Origin of the sequence: Paraburkholderia sp. BR10923 (assembly GCF_040948765.1) — a bacterium.
Taxonomy (GTDB): Bacteria; Pseudomonadota; Gammaproteobacteria; order Burkholderiales; family Burkholderiaceae; genus Paraburkholderia; species Paraburkholderia youngii.
Genome location: NZ_JBFPKO010000006.1, coordinates 107440 through 128558 on the forward strand (window position 1 = coordinate 107440; position 21119 = coordinate 128558).

General features: G+C 60.6%; 20 protein-coding genes. 10 read left to right on the forward strand and 10 right to left on the reverse strand.

Annotation, left to right across the window (positions count from 1 at the left end; genetic code table 11):
* The first annotated feature begins 11 nt into the window (after nt 1-11).
* The 4 genes from AB3X94_RS13230 to AB3X94_RS13245 all read left to right on the forward strand — a co-directional run bounded on the left by AB3X94_RS13230 (nt 12) and on the right by AB3X94_RS13245 (nt 4367).
* Nucleotides 12-1253, forward strand: coding sequence for a CaiB/BaiF CoA transferase family protein (locus AB3X94_RS13230; RefSeq protein WP_368611764.1), 1242 nt, complete (start codon nt 12-14; stop codon nt 1251-1253).
* A 169-nt stretch (nt 1254-1422) separates the two neighbouring features.
* Complete coding sequence (locus AB3X94_RS13235) at nt 1423-2574, forward strand: Re/Si-specific NAD(P)(+) transhydrogenase subunit alpha (protein WP_176111331.1); 1152 nt, start codon at nt 1423-1425, stop codon at nt 2572-2574.
* 17 nt (nt 2575-2591) lie between these two features.
* Nucleotides 2592-2912 carry an NAD(P) transhydrogenase subunit alpha gene (locus tag AB3X94_RS13240; protein WP_018436118.1) on the forward strand — a complete coding sequence of 107 codons (321 nt, stop codon included), beginning with the start codon at nt 2592-2594 and terminating at the stop codon, nt 2910-2912.
* Nucleotides 2913-4367 carry an NAD(P)(+) transhydrogenase (Re/Si-specific) subunit beta gene (locus AB3X94_RS13245; protein ID WP_368611765.1) on the forward strand — a complete coding sequence of 485 codons (1455 nt, stop codon included), beginning with the start codon at nt 2913-2915 and terminating at the stop codon, nt 4365-4367.
* 729 nt (nt 4368-5096) lie between these two features.
* On the opposite strand, the gene AB3X94_RS13250 is transcribed toward AB3X94_RS13245, so the two are convergent.
* Nucleotides 5097-5969 carry an SDR family NAD(P)-dependent oxidoreductase gene (locus tag AB3X94_RS13250; protein WP_368611766.1) on the reverse strand — a complete coding sequence of 291 codons (873 nt, stop codon included), beginning with the start codon at nt 5967-5969 and terminating at the stop codon, nt 5097-5099.
* 139 nt (nt 5970-6108) lie between these two features.
* On the opposite strand from AB3X94_RS13250, the gene AB3X94_RS13255 reads away from it, so the two are divergent.
* Nucleotides 6109-6903: an IclR family transcriptional regulator gene (locus tag AB3X94_RS13255; RefSeq protein WP_176111329.1), complete on the forward strand. Its 795-nt coding sequence runs from the start codon at nt 6109-6111 to the stop codon at nt 6901-6903.
* Between the two features lie 109 nt (nt 6904-7012).
* On the opposite strand, the gene AB3X94_RS13260 is transcribed toward AB3X94_RS13255, so the two are convergent.
* Nucleotides 7013-8452: an MFS transporter gene (locus tag AB3X94_RS13260; RefSeq protein ID WP_368611767.1), complete on the reverse strand. Its 1440-nt coding sequence runs from the start codon at nt 8450-8452 to the stop codon at nt 7013-7015.
* 219 nt (nt 8453-8671) lie between these two features.
* On the opposite strand from AB3X94_RS13260, the gene AB3X94_RS13265 reads away from it, so the two are divergent.
* The 3 genes from AB3X94_RS13265 (at nt 8672) to AB3X94_RS13275 (ending at nt 11554) form a co-directional block, all read left to right on the forward strand.
* Entirely contained in the window at nt 8672-9868 is a 1197-nt protein-coding gene (locus tag AB3X94_RS13265; RefSeq protein ID WP_368611768.1) for an amidohydrolase family protein, read from the forward strand.
* 135 nt (nt 9869-10003) lie between these two features.
* Nucleotides 10004-10798, forward strand: a complete 795-nt coding sequence (locus AB3X94_RS13270; protein ID WP_368611769.1) for an enoyl-CoA hydratase/isomerase family protein — start codon at nt 10004-10006, stop codon at nt 10796-10798.
* Nucleotides 10799-10858: 60 nt separating this feature from the next.
* Nucleotides 10859-11554 carry an SDR family NAD(P)-dependent oxidoreductase gene (locus AB3X94_RS13275; RefSeq protein WP_368611770.1) on the forward strand — a complete coding sequence of 232 codons (696 nt, stop codon included), beginning with the start codon at nt 10859-10861 and terminating at the stop codon, nt 11552-11554.
* Between the two features lie 274 nt (nt 11555-11828).
* Here the strand turns inward: AB3X94_RS13275 and AB3X94_RS13280 are convergent, their stop codons facing one another.
* Both AB3X94_RS13280 and AB3X94_RS13285 read right to left on the reverse strand, forming a co-directional pair.
* Nucleotides 11829-12671, reverse strand: coding sequence for an SDR family NAD(P)-dependent oxidoreductase (locus AB3X94_RS13280; protein WP_368611771.1), 843 nt, complete (start codon nt 12669-12671; stop codon nt 11829-11831).
* Nucleotides 12672-12805: 134 nt separating this feature from the next.
* Nucleotides 12806-13957, reverse strand: coding sequence for an NADH:flavin oxidoreductase (locus AB3X94_RS13285; RefSeq protein ID WP_176122667.1), 1152 nt, complete (start codon nt 13955-13957; stop codon nt 12806-12808).
* A gap of 110 nt (nt 13958-14067) precedes the next feature.
* Here AB3X94_RS13285 and AB3X94_RS13290 point away from each other — a divergent pair, with 110 nt between their 5' ends.
* Nucleotides 14068-14532 (forward strand): PaaI family thioesterase, encoded by a 465-nt coding sequence (locus AB3X94_RS13290; RefSeq protein WP_176111324.1) that lies wholly within the window; start codon nt 14068-14070, stop codon nt 14530-14532.
* 34 nt (nt 14533-14566) lie between these two features.
* On the opposite strand, the gene AB3X94_RS13295 is transcribed toward AB3X94_RS13290, so the two are convergent.
* From AB3X94_RS13295 to AB3X94_RS13310, 4 genes are all read right to left on the reverse strand, one after another.
* Nucleotides 14567-15172: a TetR/AcrR family transcriptional regulator gene (locus tag AB3X94_RS13295; RefSeq protein WP_368611772.1), complete on the reverse strand. Its 606-nt coding sequence runs from the start codon at nt 15170-15172 to the stop codon at nt 14567-14569.
* Between the two features lie 205 nt (nt 15173-15377).
* Entirely contained in the window at nt 15378-16742 is a 1365-nt protein-coding gene (locus AB3X94_RS13300; protein ID WP_368611773.1) for a hypothetical protein, read from the reverse strand.
* Between the two features lie 31 nt (nt 16743-16773).
* Nucleotides 16774-17625: an oxidoreductase gene (locus tag AB3X94_RS13305; protein ID WP_176111321.1), complete on the reverse strand. Its 852-nt coding sequence runs from the start codon at nt 17623-17625 to the stop codon at nt 16774-16776.
* Between the two features lie 38 nt (nt 17626-17663).
* Nucleotides 17664-18557, reverse strand: coding sequence for a hypothetical protein (locus AB3X94_RS13310; protein ID WP_368611774.1), 894 nt, complete (start codon nt 18555-18557; stop codon nt 17664-17666).
* A gap of 117 nt (nt 18558-18674) precedes the next feature.
* Here AB3X94_RS13310 and AB3X94_RS13315 point away from each other — a divergent pair, with 117 nt between their 5' ends.
* On the forward strand, nt 18675-19031 hold the full coding sequence (locus AB3X94_RS13315) for a hypothetical protein (protein ID WP_368611775.1): 357 nt from the start codon (nt 18675-18677) through the stop codon (nt 19029-19031).
* Between the two features lie 17 nt (nt 19032-19048).
* On the opposite strand, the gene AB3X94_RS13320 is transcribed toward AB3X94_RS13315, so the two are convergent.
* Together AB3X94_RS13320 and AB3X94_RS13325 are read right to left on the reverse strand one after the other, a co-directional pair.
* A complete protein-coding gene (locus tag AB3X94_RS13320) occupies nt 19049-20509 on the reverse strand; it encodes an acyl-CoA reductase (RefSeq protein WP_176111319.1) in 1461 nt (486 codons plus the stop codon).
* 74 nt (nt 20510-20583) lie between these two features.
* Nucleotides 20584-21081: a MarR family winged helix-turn-helix transcriptional regulator gene (locus AB3X94_RS13325; RefSeq protein ID WP_176111318.1), complete on the reverse strand. Its 498-nt coding sequence runs from the start codon at nt 21079-21081 to the stop codon at nt 20584-20586.
* Nucleotides 21082-21119 lie beyond the last annotated feature (38 nt).

Below are 21119 nucleotides of genomic sequence, written 5' to 3' on the forward strand. Positions count from 1 at the left end.
GACAGTTTGTTATGACAAAAGGCGCGTTGGCGGGTGTTCGCGTACTCGACCTGAGCCGTATTCTCGCGGGGCCGTGGGGGGCTCAAATGCTGGCGGATCTCGGCGCCGAGGTCATCAAGGTCGAGCGTCCGGGAAAGGGCGACGATTCGCGGCAATTCGGCCCACCGTTCCTGATGGATCGGGTCGGCAAGGTCACGCGCGAGTCGACGTTTTTTATCAGCGCGAACCGCGGCAAGAAGTCGATCACCTGCGATATCTCTACGCCTGAAGGCCAGGCGCTGATCCGCTCGCTGGCTGCGCAATGCGACGTGTTGCTCGAGAACTACAAGGTGGGCGACCTCAAGCGTTACGGGCTCGACTACGAGAGCCTCAAGCTGGTCAATCCGCGCCTGATCTACTGTTCGATAACCGGGTTCGGCCAGACCGGACCGTATAGCCCACGGCCGGGCTATGACTCGATTTTCCAGGCGATGGGTGGCTTGATGAGCGTGACCGGAAACGGTGACGACGTGCCCGGCGGCGGCCCTATGAAAACCGGGCCCAGTCTTGCCGACATCCTCTGTGGTCAGTACGCCGCTTCGGCGATCATCGCGGCCCTCTATCACCGCGACGCGGCGCAAGGCGGTACTGGCGAAGGGCAATACATCGACCTGGCATTGCTGGACGCGATGATCGCTGCCACATCGCACTATGCAAGCCAGTACCTCGTTTCTGGCCAGATTCCGATCCGGCGCGGTACCGAGGGCAATGGTGGCATGCCGTCCCGCATGTTCCGTTGCGCCGATCGCGACATCATGATCGTTGCCGGCAACAACGAGCAGTACACGCGAATGTGCAATGTTCTCGGGCATCCCGAACTTGCTACTGATCCGCGATTCAGCGAGATCGCTCTGCGCGTGAAGAATCGTCGTGCACTGGGCGAAGTGTTCGAGCCGCTGATCGTCGAATGGCAGAGCGATGAACTGCTCGCGGCACTCGACGCCGCCGGAGTGCCGGCTGGACCGATCAACAATCTGGAACAGGTGTTCGCAGATCCGCATGTGCAAGCACGCGCGATGTGCGTGGAAGTCGCGCACCCGCTCACAGATCAGGCCGTTCGTATGGTGGCGAATCCGGTCAAGATGTCGGGCACGCCTATCGATTCATACGGCGCGCCGCCGACGCTCGGCCAACATACGGACGACGTGCTGCGTGACGTGCTCGGTATGTCGCAGCCCGATATCGATGCTCTGCGCGAAAAGAAAGTTCTATAGAGCGCGGAAAAGCCTGTGAAGCGCATTCTTCGAGGGTGCGCTTTTTTTTATGGATTACCCATCAGTTCCTTGAGGGGTGCGTTGCGCCCGAAGGTCGAATGGTTGCTGCCTCCCGCAGCAGGCCTCGTGGGTACGTTCATACCACCCATATGCAATCAGGAGTACTTTGATGCACATTGGAATCCCCGCGGAAACGCGGGCGAACGAAAGCCGTGTGGCCGCGACACCCGAAACAGTCAGGAAATACGTCGCCCAGGGACACACGGTGACGATCCAGACCGGGGCGGGAATTGGCGCGAGCTATCCTGACGAGGCGTACATCGCCGTGGGCGCGCGGGTAGCCGACGCGGCTGCCGCCTTCGGCGCGGACCTCGTGCTCAAGGTTCAGTCGCCAACGCAGAGCGAATTGCCGTTGATGAAGCGTGGTTCGGTGCTCGTCGGCATGCTCGACCCCTTCAACGCCGACAATGCGACCACACTCGCCGCGGCTGGCGTCACCGCGTTCGCGCTCGAAGCCGCACCGCGCACGACGCGCGCACAGAGCCTCGATGTGCTGTCCTCGCAGGCCAATATCGCCGGGTACAAGGCGGTGCTCCTGGCTGCGAACCTTTATCCGCGCTTCATGCCGATGCTCATGACCGCCGCAGGCACCGTGAAGGCGGCGCGCGTGCTGATTCTTGGTGCGGGCGTGGCGGGTCTGCAGGCCATTGCCACGGCGCGGCGCCTTGGCGCGGTGATCGAAGCTTCCGATGTGCGCCCGGCGGTCAAGGAGCAGATCGAGTCTCTCGGCGGAAAGTTTCTCGACGTGCCGTTCGAAACCGATGAGGAACGCGAGGCCGCGCAGGGTGTCGGCGGCTATGCGAGGCCGATGCCGCCGTCGTGGCTCGCGCGCCAGTCGGCGCTGGTGCATGAGCGCGCAAAGCAGGCCGACATTGTCATCTCGACCGCACTGATTCCGGGCCGCGACGCGCCGACGCTGCTGCCTTCGGAAACCGTGCAGGCGATGAAGCCGGGCTCGGTCGTGATCGACCTCGCGGCGGGACGCGGTCCGGTCGCCGAGCAGGCCACGGGACGGCGCGGCGGCAATTGCCCCCTCACCGAGGCCGACAAGGTCGTGACGCACCATGGGGTGCAGATCTGCGGCTACACGAACCTCGCTTCGATGGTCGCCGCCGATGCCTCCGCGCTCTACGCGCGCAATCTGCTCGACTTCCTGAAGCTGATCGTCACGAAGGAGGGCATCCTCAACATCGATCCCGCGGACGACATCGTCGCGGCTACGCTGCTGGCCCGTGACGGCCAGGTCACGCGCAAGGCATGACGAGAAGGAGAACAGGAATGGAAGTGATCAATCATACGGTCATCAATCTGATCATCTTCGTGCTAGCCGTCTACGTCGGCTATCACGTGGTCTGGAACGTCACGCCTGCTCTGCATACGCCGCTGATGGCCGTGACCAATGCGATTTCGGCGATCGTCATCGTCGGCGCGATGCTGGCAACGGGACTGACCGTGGGCGGGGCGGGCAAGTTCTTCGGCACGTTCGCCGTGCTGCTCGCGGCCGTCAACGTGTTCGGCGGATTCCTCGTCACGCGGCGCATGCTGGAGATGTTCCGCAAGAAAGAGCCGAAGAAGCTCACCGGCAAGGAGGGTGCGTAAATGAGCATGAACCTCGTTACGCTGCTTTATTTGGTGGCGTCGGTCTGTTTCATTCAGGCGCTCAAAGGGCTTTCCAACCCGAGGAGCGCGCGCGCTGGCAATACCTTCGGCATGGTCGGCATGGCGATCGCCATTCTCACCACCCTTGCGCTCATCGTGAAGGAGTCCGCGCAGTTCGGCTCGAATCTCGGGCTCGGGCTTGCGTTGCTTTTCACGGCGCTCGTGGTGGGCGGCGGTCTTGGCGCGTATATCGCCGCACGCGTCGAGATGACGAAGATGCCCGAGCTGGTCGCGGCGATGCATTCGCTGATCGGTCTTGCTGCTGTCTGCATTGCGTACGCGGTAGTTTCCGATCCCGCCGCATTCGGGCTCGTTGCAGAAGATGCGCCGTATCCCGGCTTCCTGCCATACGGCAACCGTATCGAGCTGTTCATCGGCACCTTCGTCGGCGCGATTACGTTTAGCGGCTCGGTGATCGCCTTCGGCAAGCTGTCGGGCAAGTACAAGTTCCGGCTGTTTCAGGGCGCGCCCGTGGTCTACTCCGGCCAGCATCTGATCAACCTGATGCTCGCGCTCGCGATGCTCGGCTTCGGTGTCCTGTTCTTCCTTACGCAATCGTGGCTACCGTTCATCATCATGACGATCATCGCGTTCGTGCTCGGCGTGCTGATCATCATTCCGATCGGCGGTGCGGACATGCCGGTGGTCGTGTCGATGCTGAACTCCTACTCGGGCTGGGCCGCGGCGGGTATCGGCTTCTCGCTGAACAACGCGATGCTGATCATCGCGGGTTCGCTCGTGGGCTCTTCCGGCGCGATTCTGTCGTACATCATGTGCCACGCGATGAACCGCTCGTTCTTCAGCGTGCTGCTTGGCGGCTTCGGCGGCGAGGCTGGCTCAGCGGCAGCGGCTGGCGCGCAGGAGCAGCGTCCGGTGAAGTCGGGCTCCGCCGATGATGCGGCGTTCATGCTGGGCAACGCCGAGAGTGTCGTGATCGTGCCGGGCTACGGTCTCGCGGTGGCGCGCGCGCAGCATGCGCTGAAGGAACTGACCGACAAGCTCGTCGAAAAGGGCGTGGACGTGCGCTATGCGATTCACCCCGTGGCGGGCCGCATGCCCGGTCACATGAACGTGCTGCTCGCGGAAGCCGAGGTGCCCTACGACCTCGTGTTCGAAATGGAGGACATCAACAACGAATTCGGCCAGACCGACGTAGTGCTGGTGCTCGGCGCGAACGACGTGGTGAATCCAGCGGCGAAGAACGATCCGAAGTCGCCGATCGCGGGCATGCCGATCATCGAAGCGTACAAGGCGCGCACGATCATCGTGAACAAGCGCTCGATGGCCGCGGGTTATGCGGGCCTCGACAACGAGCTCTTCTACATGGACAAGACGATGATGGTGTTCGGCGATGCGAAGAAGGTAATCGAAGAAATGGTAAAAAATTGCAGCTAGGGGGCGAGTCATGACGACCGGGACAGGCAATAGTCGCATCGCAAGTACAGACCAGTCAGCAGTAGGAAAAATCGACTCGGACAGGGAGGGCCGGGACATCTCGCGCCCGCATCAAGGTTCGGACGCTGCCGGACGAGGCGGGAAGTCACCGCCGTGGGCCTGGGGGAACTGCCGCAGCGAATTCGACTGGATGGACGTGCACTTGCCGTCCTTCACGTCGGAATGGTTTTAAGAACCTTCTTAACAGACGGTTCGAAACCGCACTCTCCGCGATCGGCCTCCAACTTCTAGCGCGACGCGGGGCAGCCGGCCCTGCATTGCTCTGGAGGGCCGGCTCGGTGGTCTTCTCGCGCGTCGCTCTCTCGCGATGCGCATCCAACTCGACGTTTCCCCACAAGCCGTTGATTGTTTTTGCGGGCGACGGTGAGCCTTGGAGGCTGCACGTGCAAACGCTCCTGCGTCGACGAACACATCAAAAACCAGCGATGAAAAAAACGCCTTGGCTCGGTGTCCCGCAGCCAAGGCCAAACTCCACACGCTCTCGCGAAGTGTGTGAGAGGAGAAGTCGTCCCTGATCACTCTTCGATCTTGGTGTTACGCGCCGGGCGCAAAATCATTTCTCGGATCGAAGTTCGCGATAATGCAACGATCTGTTTAGTTAGATCATTTCTTAATCTATCGAAATGCAACTGTTCGTTTCATATATTGCACTACGTTCAAAAAGACGCACTAAAGCATTGACTGCCCGCCGTCCACACTGATAGTCTGCCCTGTTATAAAATTAGCGTCGTCACTGCACAGAAATGCAACTGTTCGTCCAATATCGCGCTGAGGATCGCCGAAGCGCCCAACTGCAATTTCAGAGAGATAGCGGGTGCGTTCCTGGGGGTTGGCCTCGAGGTAGGCTTCGGCAGCAGGCGTTAGCGCTGCCGGGCAAATTACATTGACGGTAATGCCATAGGCGCCCCATTCGCGCGCCGCGACGCGCGAGAGACCACGAATGCCCTCCTTGGTTGCGGCGTACGCGCCGAACCCCTTGAGACCTTCGATGCCGGTGCGTGAACCGAAGTTGATGATGGCGCCGCGGCCTCGCGACTTCATCTGCGGCAATACGGCTTGCATGAAATACAGCGTACCGTATAGGCCCGACTCGAGCGTATTACTCCAGTCATCGTCGGTAACAGACTCAACTGGTACACCCGGGCTGCTGCTTTGCGCATTGTTGATAAGCGCGTCTACACGTCCGAACCGCTCGACGGCAAGCTCGACTGTCCGAACGGCGTCGGCGCGATTGCGCGTATCACCGGGCACCACGAGCACTTGTGAACCGAGGGCGGTCAATTCTTCGGCGGCCTGCGTGAGTTTGGCCTCCGTACGACCAGTCAGGACCAGGCTCGCTCCCTCGGCAGCGAGAGCGCGAGCAATACCGAGTCCGAGGCCTTGCCCGCCTCCGGTCACGATGGCGACCTTTTCTGCCAGTTTTTTCGGGTGCATGTGTGAGTCCAGAAGTGATGGTGAATCTTGTTGTTCGACGTGCATGCGCACCTTAAGGATGTTCCGGAAGGTGATGCCCTGCATTCCAATTTTATGAACGTCGTTCAACTATAGCGCAAGCAGAGAGAGGGGGCGCCCTGGCGTATTCCCGAATTCGGATGGCGCAAAAGTGTGCCACATTGCGATCGTTGTAAAACTATGTGAATAGTTCCCGTATAATCGATACAGTCAATTCATGGGGAAAATCATGTTGAAAGAGACCTCAGCGCCGGCGGACCGGGACGTCAGCGGGCCGCGCTCGCTGACCCGACTCCTCGGAATTTTCGATGTTCTGGCGAAGTCTCCGGACGGTATGTCGCTGGCAGAACTGAACGTCGCCCTCGAGTCACCCAAGAGCAGCCTGCTCAATCTGCTGAGGCCTCTAGTGGCGGAAGGGTTCTTGATGCACGACGCAGGCCGCTATCGTTTAGGGCCGTCGATCTTCCGGTTGTCCGCGGGTGTGATGGCCGCGTGGAACTTCTCGAAGATGCTGCGCCCGTTTCTGGTGGATCTCTCGAAGAGCACCAATGAAACCGTGTATATCGGTGTCCTTGACGCCGAGCACAAAGAGATCACCTATGTCGACGTGATCGAAAGCGAGCAATCGGTGCGCTATTCAATGCACATCGGTCTGCGTCGCCCGCTCTATTGCACGGCTGCGGGACGCGTACTGCTGGCCCACGCACCGGACGCTTTCGTTACCGATTACATGAAGTCGGTCAAGTTCGAGCGCCGCACGCCGCAAACGATCGCAACGAAGAAGGCGCTGCGTGACGAACTCGATCATATTCTCCAAAGCGGCCTGTCGGTGAGTCGCGGCGAACTGCTGCCGGATTCCGCCGGTGTGTCGTCGCCGATCTTCGGGCCGAATGGCAATGTGATCGCGGCGATGGCGATTGGTGCGCCGCTCGAGCGCTTCGACCGCGAACGTCATCGACTCGAAGAGAACATGATCAGAGTCGCTCAGCGGGCGTCCGCGTTGGGGCAAGCAGAAGAGGAGTGACTGGCCAGGCGGTCGGCTGCGCGGTGAAGCGCGTGCTTCACCGCGCAGTGGGCGTGGCGCAGTTTGAGATGCGTTGCACCTAAGCCCAACGCATCGATCGAAACGACAATCAGTTGGTACGACGCTTCGGCAGCATGGAAGCGATCAGCAGTCCGGCAATCGAACTGCAGGCAATGTAGACGAATACCGAAACATAGCCGCTATCGGCGGGAAACGATGCACCGCTGTGTCCGGCCGTCGCGCTGCGCAGTAGTGAAAAGACCGCCTGGGCGCCTACCGCGAAGAAACACGAGAAGAACACGTAGAGCATGCCCGTTGCCTCGCCTGTCTGATGTGCAGGCGTCGTTTCCACGATCTGGTTGTACAGCGCAGTGCTCGTAAAGGCGAGGCCGAACGAGCACAGCACCGCACCTGGCACGAAGAGCAGCAGGTTGCGATGAAGCACGATCAGTGAGGCCCAGGCCAGGGCCAGTATGAGCATGCCGATCATGGCAGCGGGGCGGGCCTTGTAGCGGGCCGCAACACGGCCGCTCCACGGGCTTGCGACCAGCGCGACGATGTTGATGCTAAACATCAGCAGTCCAGCCGTCGTTGCGCTCAGCCCGAATCCGGCGTGCGTGCCGGCAGGTTGCTGGGCGAGCAGCGAGAAAACCTGTCCCAACTGCATGGCGCCAGCCGCGAGGAATGCCATGCATGCATTCGCCAATACGACTTCGCGCATTTTCAGCAGACGTACGTTGATGAGCGGATGACGGGCTCCGAGTTGATGGCGTGCCCAGAGTCCGAGCACGATCATCCCGCCAACGATCAAAGCCCATAGCCGCACATCGCCGAGTCCCCACGCGCGGATTTCCTGCACTGCGAAGAGGATGGCACACAGTGCCGGAGCGAACGCAAGGCCTCGAATGTAGTCGATCCGGACGCCGGGATTCGGCGGAGACGGTGGTGCCCACGCGCGTACGGCGGCGACGGCGACGACGCACAGCGCGACTTTGAACCAGAAGCCGCCCTGCCACGAATAATGATCCACGACGACGCCCGCGCAGATGTAAATCAGCCCCGCCGACACCATTCCCGCCGCACTGATCAATCCGACCGCGGCAGGCACCCTGGCGGGTGGCAGGTTCTCACGAACCAACCCGATTGAGAGCGGCGTGATGCCTGCCGCGATCGATTGCATCGCACAACCCGCGACGAGTATGCCGACGTCGGTCGCGCACGCCGCGACGACTGCGCCGACCGCAGCGACAGACATCACCACCAGCAGGATTCTGCGGTAGCCCAACAGGTCACCGAGTCGCCCACTCACCGCTGCAAAGGCGGCCGAGCCGAGCCAGTATGCGGTCACGGTCCAGCTCACGGAGTTCGACGCAGGAAAGGCCTTGTAGAGCGTGACCAGCACCGTATAGATGACGGTGATGCCAGACGAAGCCGCTACCGCGGCAAGCAGGATCGCGATCGTGAACCCACGTGGTGGTCCCGCTACGCGTTGCGCTCGGTGTGCCTGCGGGGAGAGTACTTCTGCTTGCATGAACGTCTCCGGTTGCATGTATCGTTTCGATTATACTTATATACGAACACTGTTCGCATTGATGTTTTTGTACGAGCGATCGATGCAGGCGACAAGGATGGTGAGGGCGCTCCCCGATATCAAATCGATATCGACGCTTTTGAGTTCGATATGAGAGTTTTTCGGTCGATGGCTTGACCCGATACTTCTCTCAAGGGCGCTCGTTCAGCAGCGCTCTCCACGATCAGGAGATAGAACATGCAAGCGTATCAAGGGAAGATCTACGACGCGGACACGCACTTCTACGAAGTCGAGGACGCATTCAGCCGCTACTTGCCCGAGCAGTTCAAGAAGGACTGGTCGTTTACCAGCCGCGTGACGGCAGACGGCAATCGCTGCATGTATGTCGGTGACCGCAAGGTGGAAATCAGCGAGGGCTACACCTCGGCCGAGGGGCACGTGCCGCCGCCGGGCAAACTGCATGAATGGTTGCGCGCGATGAAGGAAGGCAAAGATAACGTCGATATGCGGGTGCCCCCGACCCCGGACATGTTCAACCGCGACGCGCGTTTGCAGAAGATGGACCAATTCGGTGTCGAGGCCTGCACGATGTACATCGGCGAAATGGTCGCGTGTATTTCATATCTCAACGAGCCGGTCGCGGCCAACGCGGTTCTGCATGCGTACAACCGCTGGATGCTCGAAGACTGGGGTTTCAACTATAAGGATCGCATCTACACGACGCCGGTCATCACGCTCGACGATCTCGATGCCGCTGTCGCCGAGGCCAAGTGGCTCGTGGCGAACGGCGTGCGCGTGGTCCTGATGCCGATGGGGCCGTTCAATGGCCGTGCGCCGGCGGACCCGTACTTCGATCCGTTCTGGTCGATTCTGAACGAGGCTGGCGTGCGCGTGACGTTCCACGTGTCGGAAGCGATCTACATGAAGGATCACATGGCGGTGTGGGGCGAGCCGGTGCAGCAGTCGCGCCAGCGTCAGACCGCCTTCGTCTGGATGCACGGCTACGGCGAGCGTCCCGTGATCGAGACGCTGTCGTCGTTCATCTTCTATAACTTCTTCGAGCGTTTCCCGCGCGTCAAGCTGTGCAGCGCGGAAAACGGCGCGGAATGGGTGCCGTCGATGCTCGTCAAAATGGACAAGTGCCGCGGGATGGCGAAGAATGGTTACTGGCCGTGCGGTCAGTTGAAGAAACGGCCGAGTCAGATCTTCAAGGAAAACGTCTTCGTGGTCGCGTATCCGGAGGACAACATCGCCCAGATCATCGCTCAAACGGATTCGTCGGACTTCCTTTTGATGGGCTCCGACTATCCGCACGCGGAAGGGGTGCCGGAACCGAAGGACTTTGCGTCGGAAGCATGCAATGCGTTGTCCGAAGAGGACACGCGCAAGATCATGTACGACAACGGTCGCAGGTTCATTCCGCTGCACGTGTGACCGCTCTTGCGCTGGGCGCCGGGTGTGCGCTGGTCGGCGTCATGCATTCGCGCGGCAGCGCGAATGCAGCGTCCGACGACGGCGGCAGACTGTCCTGCCGTCCCGCCGGATTTCTTCATTGTGAATAGGTTAGCCATGAATATTTCGGACTATAAGGCGTTATTGCTCGAACGCGATGGCGGCATCCTTACCGTCACGCTCAACCGCCCTGAAACGTTGAACGCGTTCGACGAGCAGATGGACATCGAGATGTCGCGGCTTTTTCCCGATGTCGCCGAAGATGATGAAACCCGGGTCGTCGTGTTGACTGGCGCAGGGCGCGCTTTTAGCGCGGGTGGCGATATCGAGCACATGCAGCAGGTCATCGACAACCCGACGCTGTTTCTCGAAGGCATGCAGCGCGCGAAGAAAATTGTCTTCTCGATGCTCGATTGTCCGAAGCCGGTCATCGCAAAGATCAACGGTCATGCAATTGGCCTCGGCGCGACGATCGCGCTATTCTCGGATCTGAGCTACGCGGCCAATCACGCGAAGATCGGTGATCCGCACGTGAAAGTCGGCTTCGTGGCGGGCGATGGCGGCGCGGTGATCTGGCCGCAGCTGGTGGGCTATGCGAAGGCCAAGGAATACCTGTTGACGGGCGACCTCGTCACCGCGGAAGAGGCAGCACGACTGGGTCTCATCAATCATGCGGTGCCGGCCGACGAGCTGGATGCCGTGGTCGACGCCATGGCGAAGCGTCTCGCCAACGGCGCTTCGCGCGCGATCCAGTGGACCAAGGCGTCGATCAACATCGGCCTGAAGCAGCTTGCGCATTCCATTCTCGACGCGTCGATCGCATACGAGGCGTTGTCGAACCTGACGGAAGACCATCAAGAGGCGGTCAACGCGTTTCGCGAGAAGCGCGGGCCGGTGTTCAAGGGACGTTGAGCTTTTTACTGCGTCCGGTGTTAGCGATGTAGGCGGCGGGCGCGGGCAGGGAGATCTGACATGCAACGGGTTGTGGCGGTAACGGGGGGATTCGGCGCGCTTGGGCGCACGGTTGGTCGCGTGTTTGCTGAGAACGGCTGGGAGGTTGCGCTGATCGACAAGGCGCCTGCGCCAGAGAACGCGAGCGCGGAGCAATTGCACGCTTCGTGGTGGCGTGGCGGCGTCGAGCTAACTGATCTCGATTCGGCGCGCTCGGCGATCTCGGATCTCGTCGAGCAGCTTGGCAAGCTCGATGCGATCGTCAACATAGCGGGGGGCTTTCGCTGGGAGACGTTGGCGGACGGCAGTCTGGACACGTGGGATCTGATGTACCAGATGAACGTGCGCACGGCAGCGACTGCGTCGAAAGCCGCGCTCGACTATATTGCCAACAGCGCGGAAGGCGGACGCATCATCAATATCGGAGCCGGCGCTGCACTGAAGGCGGGCGCGGGCATGGGAGCGTATACGGCTTCGAAGTCGGGGGTGATGCGTTTGACCGAGGCGCTGGCCGAGGAACTCAAGGGCCGCTCCGTTACCGTCAACGCTATCTTGCCAGGCATCATCGATACGCCGCAAAACCGCAAGGATATGCCGGACGCCGACTTTTCCCGTTGGGTGCGGGCTGAAGAAATCGCCAACGTGATTCTCTTTCTCGCGTCGGGTGCCGCGTCGGGGGTAACCGGCGCGTTGATTCCGGTGACCGGGCGCACGTAAAAAAACCGCACGCGATGGTCCAGCGGGCAGTCAGGCGAGATGTCCCGAGCGTTTTCTGTCTCGCTGGATGGTCAAACAGGCCACACCAAATGCAGTTCAAGCATACCGTTGACTAGTCCGCTGCTGGCGACGGCATTCTTCGCCGGATCGAGGCGGACCTCCGGGATGGCCCTGGTCCACTCCTCGACCATGATCGCCACTTCGCTGCGCGCAAGGCCGGCGCCCGGGCAGGTGTGTACGCCTTTCGCGGCGTTCGCTCATCCAGCCTTGAAACTCAGTTGATCGATCTGACTTGGCCGCCATCGACACGATAGTTGGCACCGGTCATGTAACCGGATAGCGGACTGGCCAGCAGGGTGACCATGCGGCCGATATCCTCCGGCTCGCCGAACTTGCCGGCCGAATTGACGAAGATCTGGGAAGTAAAGCGGCGCTCCACCTCTACCCAGTCATCGACATCCCAACCCTGCTTCATTGCGAGATCGGTAAACGTACTTTTGACCGCAGGCGACATGATGATGCCGGGCGTCACGGTGTTGACCGTGATCCCTGTCGCGGCGAGTGTCTTGGCAAGCGATGCGCTCATGTTGACCATCGCCGCCTTGATGGCCTGATATTCGGCAAGATCGGGCTCCGCTTGTGTGGCGGCCGCGCTTCCGATATTGATGATGCGCCCGAAGCCGCGCTCCTTCATTCCTGGAACGAGCTTCTGGATAAGCCTGACGGCCGCGCCGACATTCTGCTCGAAGGTCCAGAGCCAATCGGTCCAAGGCGTCTCGAGCCAGGCTGGATTCATCGCACCACCTTTGCCGTCCATACGATGTGAGCTGGCACGGCCGCCGGCGTTGTTCACCAGGATGTCAACTCCGCCGAGCCGCTCGATGATCTGATCCGCGACGCCGTTGCAAGCCGCCTCATCGGATAAGTCACCCACGACATAAGAAACCTTGCCTCCGGCAGTCGTGATTGCTTCTGCCACGTTCCGGCAACGTCCTTCATTGCGGCCGTGCACGACCACGACGGCGCCCTCGCGAGCCAGGACTTTTGCGATGCCTTCGCCAATTCCAGAGTTGCTGCCGGTGACCAGTGCGCGCTTGCCTCCAAGCTGCAGATCCATTGTCAGTTTCTCCCGCTCATAGAAAATTTCCTCATCGTGTCGCCGCTTGCCCAGAAGCGGCGATCTCGGCCGCCGTGGGATTGCGCCGGAGCGTGAGTCCGCCAGTGACATGAGGGCAGTGCGAACAATGCACTTTAAGTTAGTCGTGCGAGCGAATCGTTGCTGAATCCGAGGAACGGCTCGCCAAGCCGCGCGCGCCGCGCCCAGTTTGGATCATGCAGAAGCGAGCGTCCTACGCCAACAAGATCGAATTCGCCGCGCGAAAAGCGATCGAGCAGAGGGGTGAGATCGGGCTGCGCGGAGGTCTCGTCCCCGGCCATCGAATCGTAGTAGCCCTTGTTAATGCCGATTCCACCAACAGCCATCGAAAGCCTGCCGGTTACCTTCTTCACCCAACCGGCGAGATTCATTTCTGAGCCCGGGAATTCCGCCCGATTGAAGTACCGGGTGCTCGCCTCGAAGATGTCGACGCCCGCGTCCGCGAGCGGGGCGAGGATCTGTTCAAGCTCGTGCGGATCGTTGGCGAGACGCGCGCGGAAATCCTGCTGTTTCCACTGGGAGAAGCGGAACGTGATCGGCATCGTGGCGCCGATCGCTTCGCGAATTGCGCGAACGACTTCGGTGGCGAAGCGGCTGCGCGCTGCCAGATCTTTGCCCCATTGATCCGTGCGCTGATTGGTTTCGGCCCACAGAAACGCGTCGATCAGATAGCCGTGACCACCGTGAATCGCGATTCCGTCGAAGCCGGCGGCCTTCGCATAGCGGGCGCTTCGACCATAGGCCGCAATGACGTCCGCGATCTCGGTGTCGGTCATCGGGCGAGTTGGCGTCATGACCCGCTCCATGTAGCCTGCGTTCAGCGATGTCGTTCGTCCCGCCGGTCCCCACAATCCGGAGGGGCGCAGCGGTGCCGCAGCCGGGAAGGGGCCCGTATTCGCTTCCTTCATCGGACCCATGTGCCACAACTGAGGAAAGATGATGCCGCCACTTGCATGCACTTCGTCCGTCACGCGGCGCCAGGCGGTAACGGATTCGTCGTCGACCAGCACCGGGATCGAATTTTCGCCTAGTCCCGCTTCGCCAAGTGCTGCCGGATGATCGACACCAACGCCTTCCGTGATGATGAGACCTGTCTCGCCCTGCGCACGGCGCTTGTAGTAGGACGCGACGTCACTGCCAGGCAGTCCATTGGGTGAAAAGCCGCGGGTCATGGGTGACATGACGATACGGTTGGCAAGCGTGACGCCCCGTACGGTGAGGGGCGTAAAGAGCGATCCGATATCCATGGGGCGTTCATATAATTGACTTTCGTGCGAATAATGATACGCTATCTTTGATTGAGGAAGAAAGAAAATCTGCCGCCGTGTTACATCCGGCGTCGAAGAGGAGAATTGCATTGGAGCAAACAGACGCACTGGCCGTCTTCTGCGGGCAAGCATATGACGAAGGGCCCATTCCAGAAGGATTTGCGTTGATGCCGGCGTTTGGGCCCTTCCATCAGATGTTCGGACCAACGTACTTTCGTAAGACCGAGCGCGGACACGTGATTGGGATGTATGTCCGCGAGGCGCATCGCAACCTCGGTCAGATGATGCACGGCGGCGCGGTTTGCATGCTCGCTGATACGGCCATTACATGGGCGAGCAAGCATTCGCGCGAGCCGGCGGTGAAAGTGTTGACGACGAGCTTGACCGTCAACTTCATGGGCAACGCTGAGCCCGGCGATTGGGTTGAAGCTCGTGTCGACGTTTTGCGTTCGGGAAGGCGAGTGATTTTCTCGGACTGTCAAATCTGGGCGAATGCAAAGTGCATTGCCCAGGCGTCGGGGCAGTTCCAGGTGATGGGGGCGTTTGACAACTAGTCCTTCGCGGGACTAGAGAATGTAGCGCCCCACGTTACGGCATTGATCTGCCCCGAACCTTGTCCAGAGTCGCCCGATATTTCCACGCCGTCAACACGAACCGATGAATGCGTTCGGCCCGGCGTTTGCGTTCTGCACGCGTGGTTTGTATCGCAAGGTGGACTTCGGGCGCACCGGTGACCAACGTCAGCAGATCGCGCGCCGAGTTCGCAGGGTCGTCGATCTCGATCACTCCGCTGGCCGCGGCGGATTCGAGCGCGCTCGCGAGGGGCGCCAGCATCGTAGCTGTGTATTGCAGAAATTGTTTTGCGATGTCCGGGAAGCGCATCGCTTCGCCGATCACCAGTCGGGAAGTGTGCATGCTGTCCGGCGTCGCCATGTGCTCGACGAGCGCGTCGATGAGGGATGCCAGGTTCGTCGAAAAATCGCGGCCCGGCTCGACATGCTGTGAAATCTTGCCGCGCAAATCAGCCATCCCGCGCCAGACGATGGCGCGAAACAACTCTTCCTTGGTTCCGAACTGACGGTAAATCGTCGTCTTGCTGACGCCCGCGATCGACGCGATTTCTTCGACTCTGGCAGCGCCGAAACCTTCTCTCATGAAGACCGATTTGGCGGCATCGAGGAGGCTCTCGCGCATCTGGAGCGCATCGTCGTGAGTGGGCCGGCCGGCCGTTCGCTGTTTGCCCGCGGCAGCGAGCCGCGAAGCTCCGTCGGGAGCAAGAACTGCCATAGGTTTGAACATCGGTGAGTGTTTTATGACGGATACAGGCCGCCAGTATACTCACGTGTCCCGGGGGGCGCCACTGACGGCGCCCCTCGGTTCCAAGGTCAGTGCGCGAGGCTCAAACGTTGATCATGCCGCGTACATACGACTCCATCGTACCTGCGCACGAAAGTTTGTCTTCGCCTTCTTCGAGATCCGCATACCGGCCGACCTGCCTGACTAGCGGTCCCCGCAGTCCGTCGGTGTTGCCGGTCGGCGAAAAGTCGACGGTGACCTTGTCGCCGGTAATGAAACCGCCCCAGTATCCTTCGGCCAGCAGATCGAAGAACGCGAACCGCCCTTCGACGACACCCTGACCATCGGAAGGATTCAGCAGGTGCTCACCCGATTTGTCGAGAACGAACGGAACGATCCACGGGCAGATAGCGTAGCCCTGCGCAACGTCCGACCAGGGACCGGTGCCGATCATCTCGGTCATGCCATAGCTGTTCTGAACGTTCTCCGGCCGGATACCGTAAAAGCGGATGATCTGCTCGCGGTAGTCGGCGGGCGCGGCAGTGCCTTTCAATCCGCCTCCGGCCGTGATCACCGTGTCGGGGTGGCAGATTCCATCCGCTATCCCGCGCTGGCGGGCGCGCTCCACGAGAGTCCAGTGCAACGACCAGTTGCCTTGCACGAGCACGGGGACTTCCCGGCGCGCGGTAAGCTTGTCGAGAAACCGGTCGATCATCGCGCCTGTGTGTCGCTGGCGTGCCACCGCCTGCTCCTGGAATGCCGCGACTTCACTTGGCTTGGCGGAGCCATCGGCCATTGCACGACGCATGCGGCCCATCGAGATCGTTGAAGATGCGAGCACCGGGTCGTCGAACATCAAGGTGCTTTCGGCGCCGAGTCGCTTTGCTGCGTTCAGTACCGGCTCAATATGCCGATGCGCCCCGCCCGGCGGCATCATCAGGAATACCGGACGTTTGCCGAAGTCTCTTTGGATCAATGCGTTGCCGTACACGCCCAGCTTCACGCAGGACTCGGTGACATTGTCGAGATCGGCTCGCGTCTGGCTGACGAAGCTGCACTTGCCGGACGTGCCGCTCGAGCTGAACACGTGATGACCTGCGTCGCGCAATCGATCCATCCACGCGTCGACGTTATTGACGCTGTTGACCTCGACGTCACCAACGCGTTTGCTCGATAGTGTCTGCAGCCAGACGGACAGATGCTTCCAGCGGCCGTTGTCGATGAACTGCTCAGGGTAGCTCTTGTAGATTTGATGCGCGAACAGCAGCGGCACCATGTCTGCGTGACGGTTGACGTCTGCGATGCCGACATCGTCCGCTCTGCGGCGCAGCAGCTTGATCTGCTCGCGGCGCTCGGCGAAGCGCTCTTTCATGGCTGCGAGCTGAAGCTCACGGAGATTCTCGGGGTGATTGCGGAAAGGGTCGCTTTCGCCACGAAGCATTGCGTAGAACGGGTCCAGAGCGGACATGTTGTCTCCTCTGCAGGAAATTGCTGCGATTTTATTGATCGAAATTGGTGGAACTCGAGACTTCAAGCCATGTTTCGAGGTTGTCCTGTACCGATGCGAGCTTTTTGCGGACGACGTCGACGGCGTCGGGACCGAGCGGCAGACGCAGCGGCGGCGCGTCTGCCGACACCGCGCGGACGATGGCCTCGGCGGCCTTCGCGGGGTCGCCCGCCTGGGTGCCGTGGTAGCTGCTCATATATCGGCGCATTTGCCCCACTGTCTCCGAGTAGTCGGGCAATTCGTTCTCGCTCCACTTCAGCGATCCACCCGCGAAGTTCGTGCGGAAACCGCCCGGCTCGACGAGGGTCACACCGATGCCAAACGGGTGGAGTTCCTGAGCCAGCGATTCTGAAAGCCCTTCGACCGCGTGCTTCGACGCGCAATAGAAGCTGCAGCCAGCGATGCCGATCACGCCGGCGACCGACGAGAAATTCACGATATGGCCGCGCTTACGCGCGCGAAAGTGGGGCAGCACCGCTCGTATCACATTGACCGTGCCAAAGACGTTGGTATCGAATAGTTCCCGCGCTTCCGCGTCGGAAACCTCTTCGAGTGCGCCAAACAGGCCATAGCCGGCATTGTTGACGAGTATGTCGATAGCGCCAGTGCGCTCGAGTGCCTGCCCAACGGCGCGTGGTACCGCCGCCGCATCGGTGACGTCGAGCAGCAGGCCGTGTGCGCGGCCGGGCGCAAGATTTTCAAAGGAGGCGATTTGCGTTTCATTGCGTACAGTGCCGACCACTTTGTCGCCGCGAGCGAGAACCGCCTCGGCCAGGGAGCGGCCGAAGCCGGACGAAACACCGGTGATAAACCACACGGCCGGACTTGTCGTTTGTTGTGTCATCGTTGAGCAGGTTCTGTAGATTTAATCGGGAGATAAGATCATCCGGCGGTGCGAGCCTCAGTCATGTCTGCTACTTCTCCGCGGACATAGGCGTCGATCGTTCCGGCGCAAGACAGCTTGTCGTCGCCGCCGGGCAGATCCTTGTAGCGAACGACGTCGCGAATGATGGGCGTGCGCACGCCGTCGATGCCATGACCAAACTCGACAGTGACCTTGTCGCCGCTGATGACCCCGCCCCAGCGACCATCCGCCAGCAAGTCGATCATCGCGAGCCGTCCTTCGACAACGCCTTTTCCATCGGGCGGATTGAGAAGTTCTTCGCCTTTGGAGTCGAGCACCAGCGGGACCAGCCACGGCGGTACGGCCCACGCCTTCGCTTCATGGAACCACGGGCAAAAGCCTGACACTTCGCCCATTCCGTAGCCGTCGTTGAAATTGGCCGAGTTGAAATTGAAGAAGCGTTCGCACTGCTGCTGGAAATCCTCGGGCAAGTTCGCGCCTTTTTTGCCGCCTCCGATACTGATGATCGTATCGGGATGGAACTCGCCGTCGGCGATGCCGCGTTCGCGGCCGGTGGCCACGATCTGGTACAGCATGCCCAGCATGCCCATGATGAACATGGGCTCACGGCGCCGGTCGAGCAATTGGTCGATGAAAAGCCGGAAATCGGCTTGTACGCGCTCGCTACGTTCCCGGCTCTCGTTCTGGAACGCCTCGATTTCACTTGGCAGCGCGGTACCGTCCGCGATCGCGCGTCGCATGCGTGCCATGCGCGTCGTGTGCGCGGCACTCTGCGGTACATCGGACATGTAGTGGAGGTCGCCGGGCACGGCAATGGATTCAGCGAACTTCGCCATCCGTTCCGTGCCGGTATAAGAGCCTGAAGAAGGCGTCAACAGAAACACCGGATAACGCCGCGACGGATCGCGCATGCCGCTCGCGGCCCACCGAATACCCTGGGCGAGCAGCCGCCATCCAAGTTCACGGTCGGCCTCGCTTTGGTATATGAAGGACTGCTTGCCCGACGTCCCGCTCGAACTCATCACGTAGTGTCCGTTGCGGCGCAACTCGTTGATCCAGTCATCGAGGTCGCGAATCGCGTCATATTGGAGTCCGTCGATCTTGCGCGTCGTGAGCGTTTGCAGCCACGCAGTGAGATGGCGCCATTTACCCTGCTCGATGAACGCATCCGGATAGCTTTTATATACGGCGTCGGCAAAGAGCAATGGCACGGCATCGCTGATGTTCTTCACTTCGGTAACGGCAGCCTCGCTGGCCCGCTTGTCGAGAATACGGATCTGCTGCCGTCGCTGTGCGAAGCGCTCGCCCACGGCCTGAAGCTGCATCGCGTGGAGGTTTTCGGGCGCATTCCGGAAAGGGTCGGCGACGTCCGTGAGTGGCAGTAGCTTAGAAAGGGCTTGCATCATCGAGTCCCCTCCTGATTCGGACCGGATTCCTCCGATACCCATTTCATGAATCGATGGATCGGGAACATGCCGTCATGGGGATAGCCGCCGACTCCGTCAGAAATCGATTCGCCCAGCGCCACCATGCGCTGGACACCAGCACAGGCGAGCGCATCGCGTACCTCCGTGACCCGGTGAGGCGGATAGATCCCCACCGTCTGCGTGGCGACCGTCGCGTGCCGCGCGCCATCGCGCAGGCTTGTTACAGGAACAACGTTGACGGTCTTGCAAATGGGGTGGAAATCCACCATTTCGTCAGAACGAATGACGAGCCCCTTGCCGTCATAGCCACCGAATACGCGATAGATCGGTTCCATTTCACGCAGCACGTCCACGGCCTCGCGAATGTCAGCGGGCACGAGCGGGCCTTGGCCGTCGCCGTACCGATAGTCTTCGCCGAGTGCGAGCGCTAGTTGCTCGCAGTAGCGGTCGGCGTCGTCTTCGTCGCCTTCGACGAATTGATACCGGCTAGCATTGCACGCGTCCTGATTGAACGACAGCACATCGGCTGCGCCCGCACGCGCGACCTCGCGCAGTACTTCGTCGGATGCAAAGGCCTCGCGGCCGATCAGCGAGATCGATACCTTCGGATCGAACGCGACCAGCTCGAGCCCGGGGCCGGCATAGCGCATCACATGCCGAACCGCGCTTTCGCCGCCCCACACGACGATTTTGTCGAAGTACTGCGGACGATAAAGAATCGACTCGACGTTTTCGTCGCCACCGCGCCAGTACGCGGCAGAGAACGACTGGGTAATCGGATGATCCGGGTCGATTTCGGCCATGGTGCGCAGGATTGCGGTGGCCGTGAAAAGATCGTTCGAAGGCAGCTTCAGCAGGTGAACACCCTTCGTCAGCGCCGCGCGCATGACCGTCATGGCTGCGACCATCGGCGAGTTGCCTGCGAGGATATGTACGAGGCGCGGGGGAAACGCGCGCAGACGACTCGGGCGCCCGCGCAGAGTACGTTCCACCCAACCGTCCACGAGGCGCGCGTCGCCGAGACTCACGCGCAGTTCGTCCTCGATCACTTCACGCAAGAAAAGATTGGGAATGTCGCGATAGCAGTTTTCGAGGATCCGTCGCCCGAGCGGACTGACCTTGATCATCGATTCGAGCGCCGCCTGCATCAGCGGATTGACGTCGAGGTGCAAACGCGGACCTAGTTCGACAAGAAAATCGATGATCTTCGCGACAGGAACATCGAAGGCAGGGCCGGATTCAGCGCGTGGCCACACCAAATCGTCTAATTCGATTTTAGGTGTGCAAAAGCCTTGCCCCAGATCGCGAGACACGTGTCTGAGCGCGCTTCCGGTGACGGTGCGCCCGCGGTATACGTGAGGAACCAGCAGCGGTGCGAGGCTGGCATCCTGCGCCGGGTCCGCGCTTTGCGTTACGGCTGCTTCGGTATGCTCCATGAACAACTCCTTTTCAGTAGCGGGTACGCGTCGACCTGAGCGCCGACGTGGATCGATCGGGGGGATCTGGCAGCTCAACTCAAGTTGGCGATCATCCGATCGAGCAGATTCCGGGCGGCTTCAACTTCATCCACTGTGAAGCCGTGAAGTTGGCGATTGCTTGTTTCGACGATGAGCGGCAGTGTCTCGCCTAACAGCTGTCGACCATCGTCTGTCAGTGCGAGCTCGACAGAACGTCTATCGGAAGTACTGCGGATCCGTTCAACCAATCCTCTTTTTTCGAGCGAATCGAGCTTGCGGGTCATGATGCTGCCGTCAGCGAGAAGTATTCGGCACAGGGCGGTAGGTGTACGAGCACGCTCGTCGAACAGCGCTTTCAAAATCCCCCACTGAATTGCAGAAAGTTTGCTCGCCGCGAGCTTCCGGTCGATTTCCGCGCCAAGCAGAAGATGAACCATGTTCATCTTGAACGCGACGCTTTCTTCTGTGCGGTACTCGTCCGGAGCAAGCGTATGCGCGAGTTCGGCGCTAGCCGGACGTCTCTGAAGTGCGGGGGATTCGAGTGGGGTCATCGATTACCTGCTAAAAAAATTTTTGCGTTTGCAAGCAA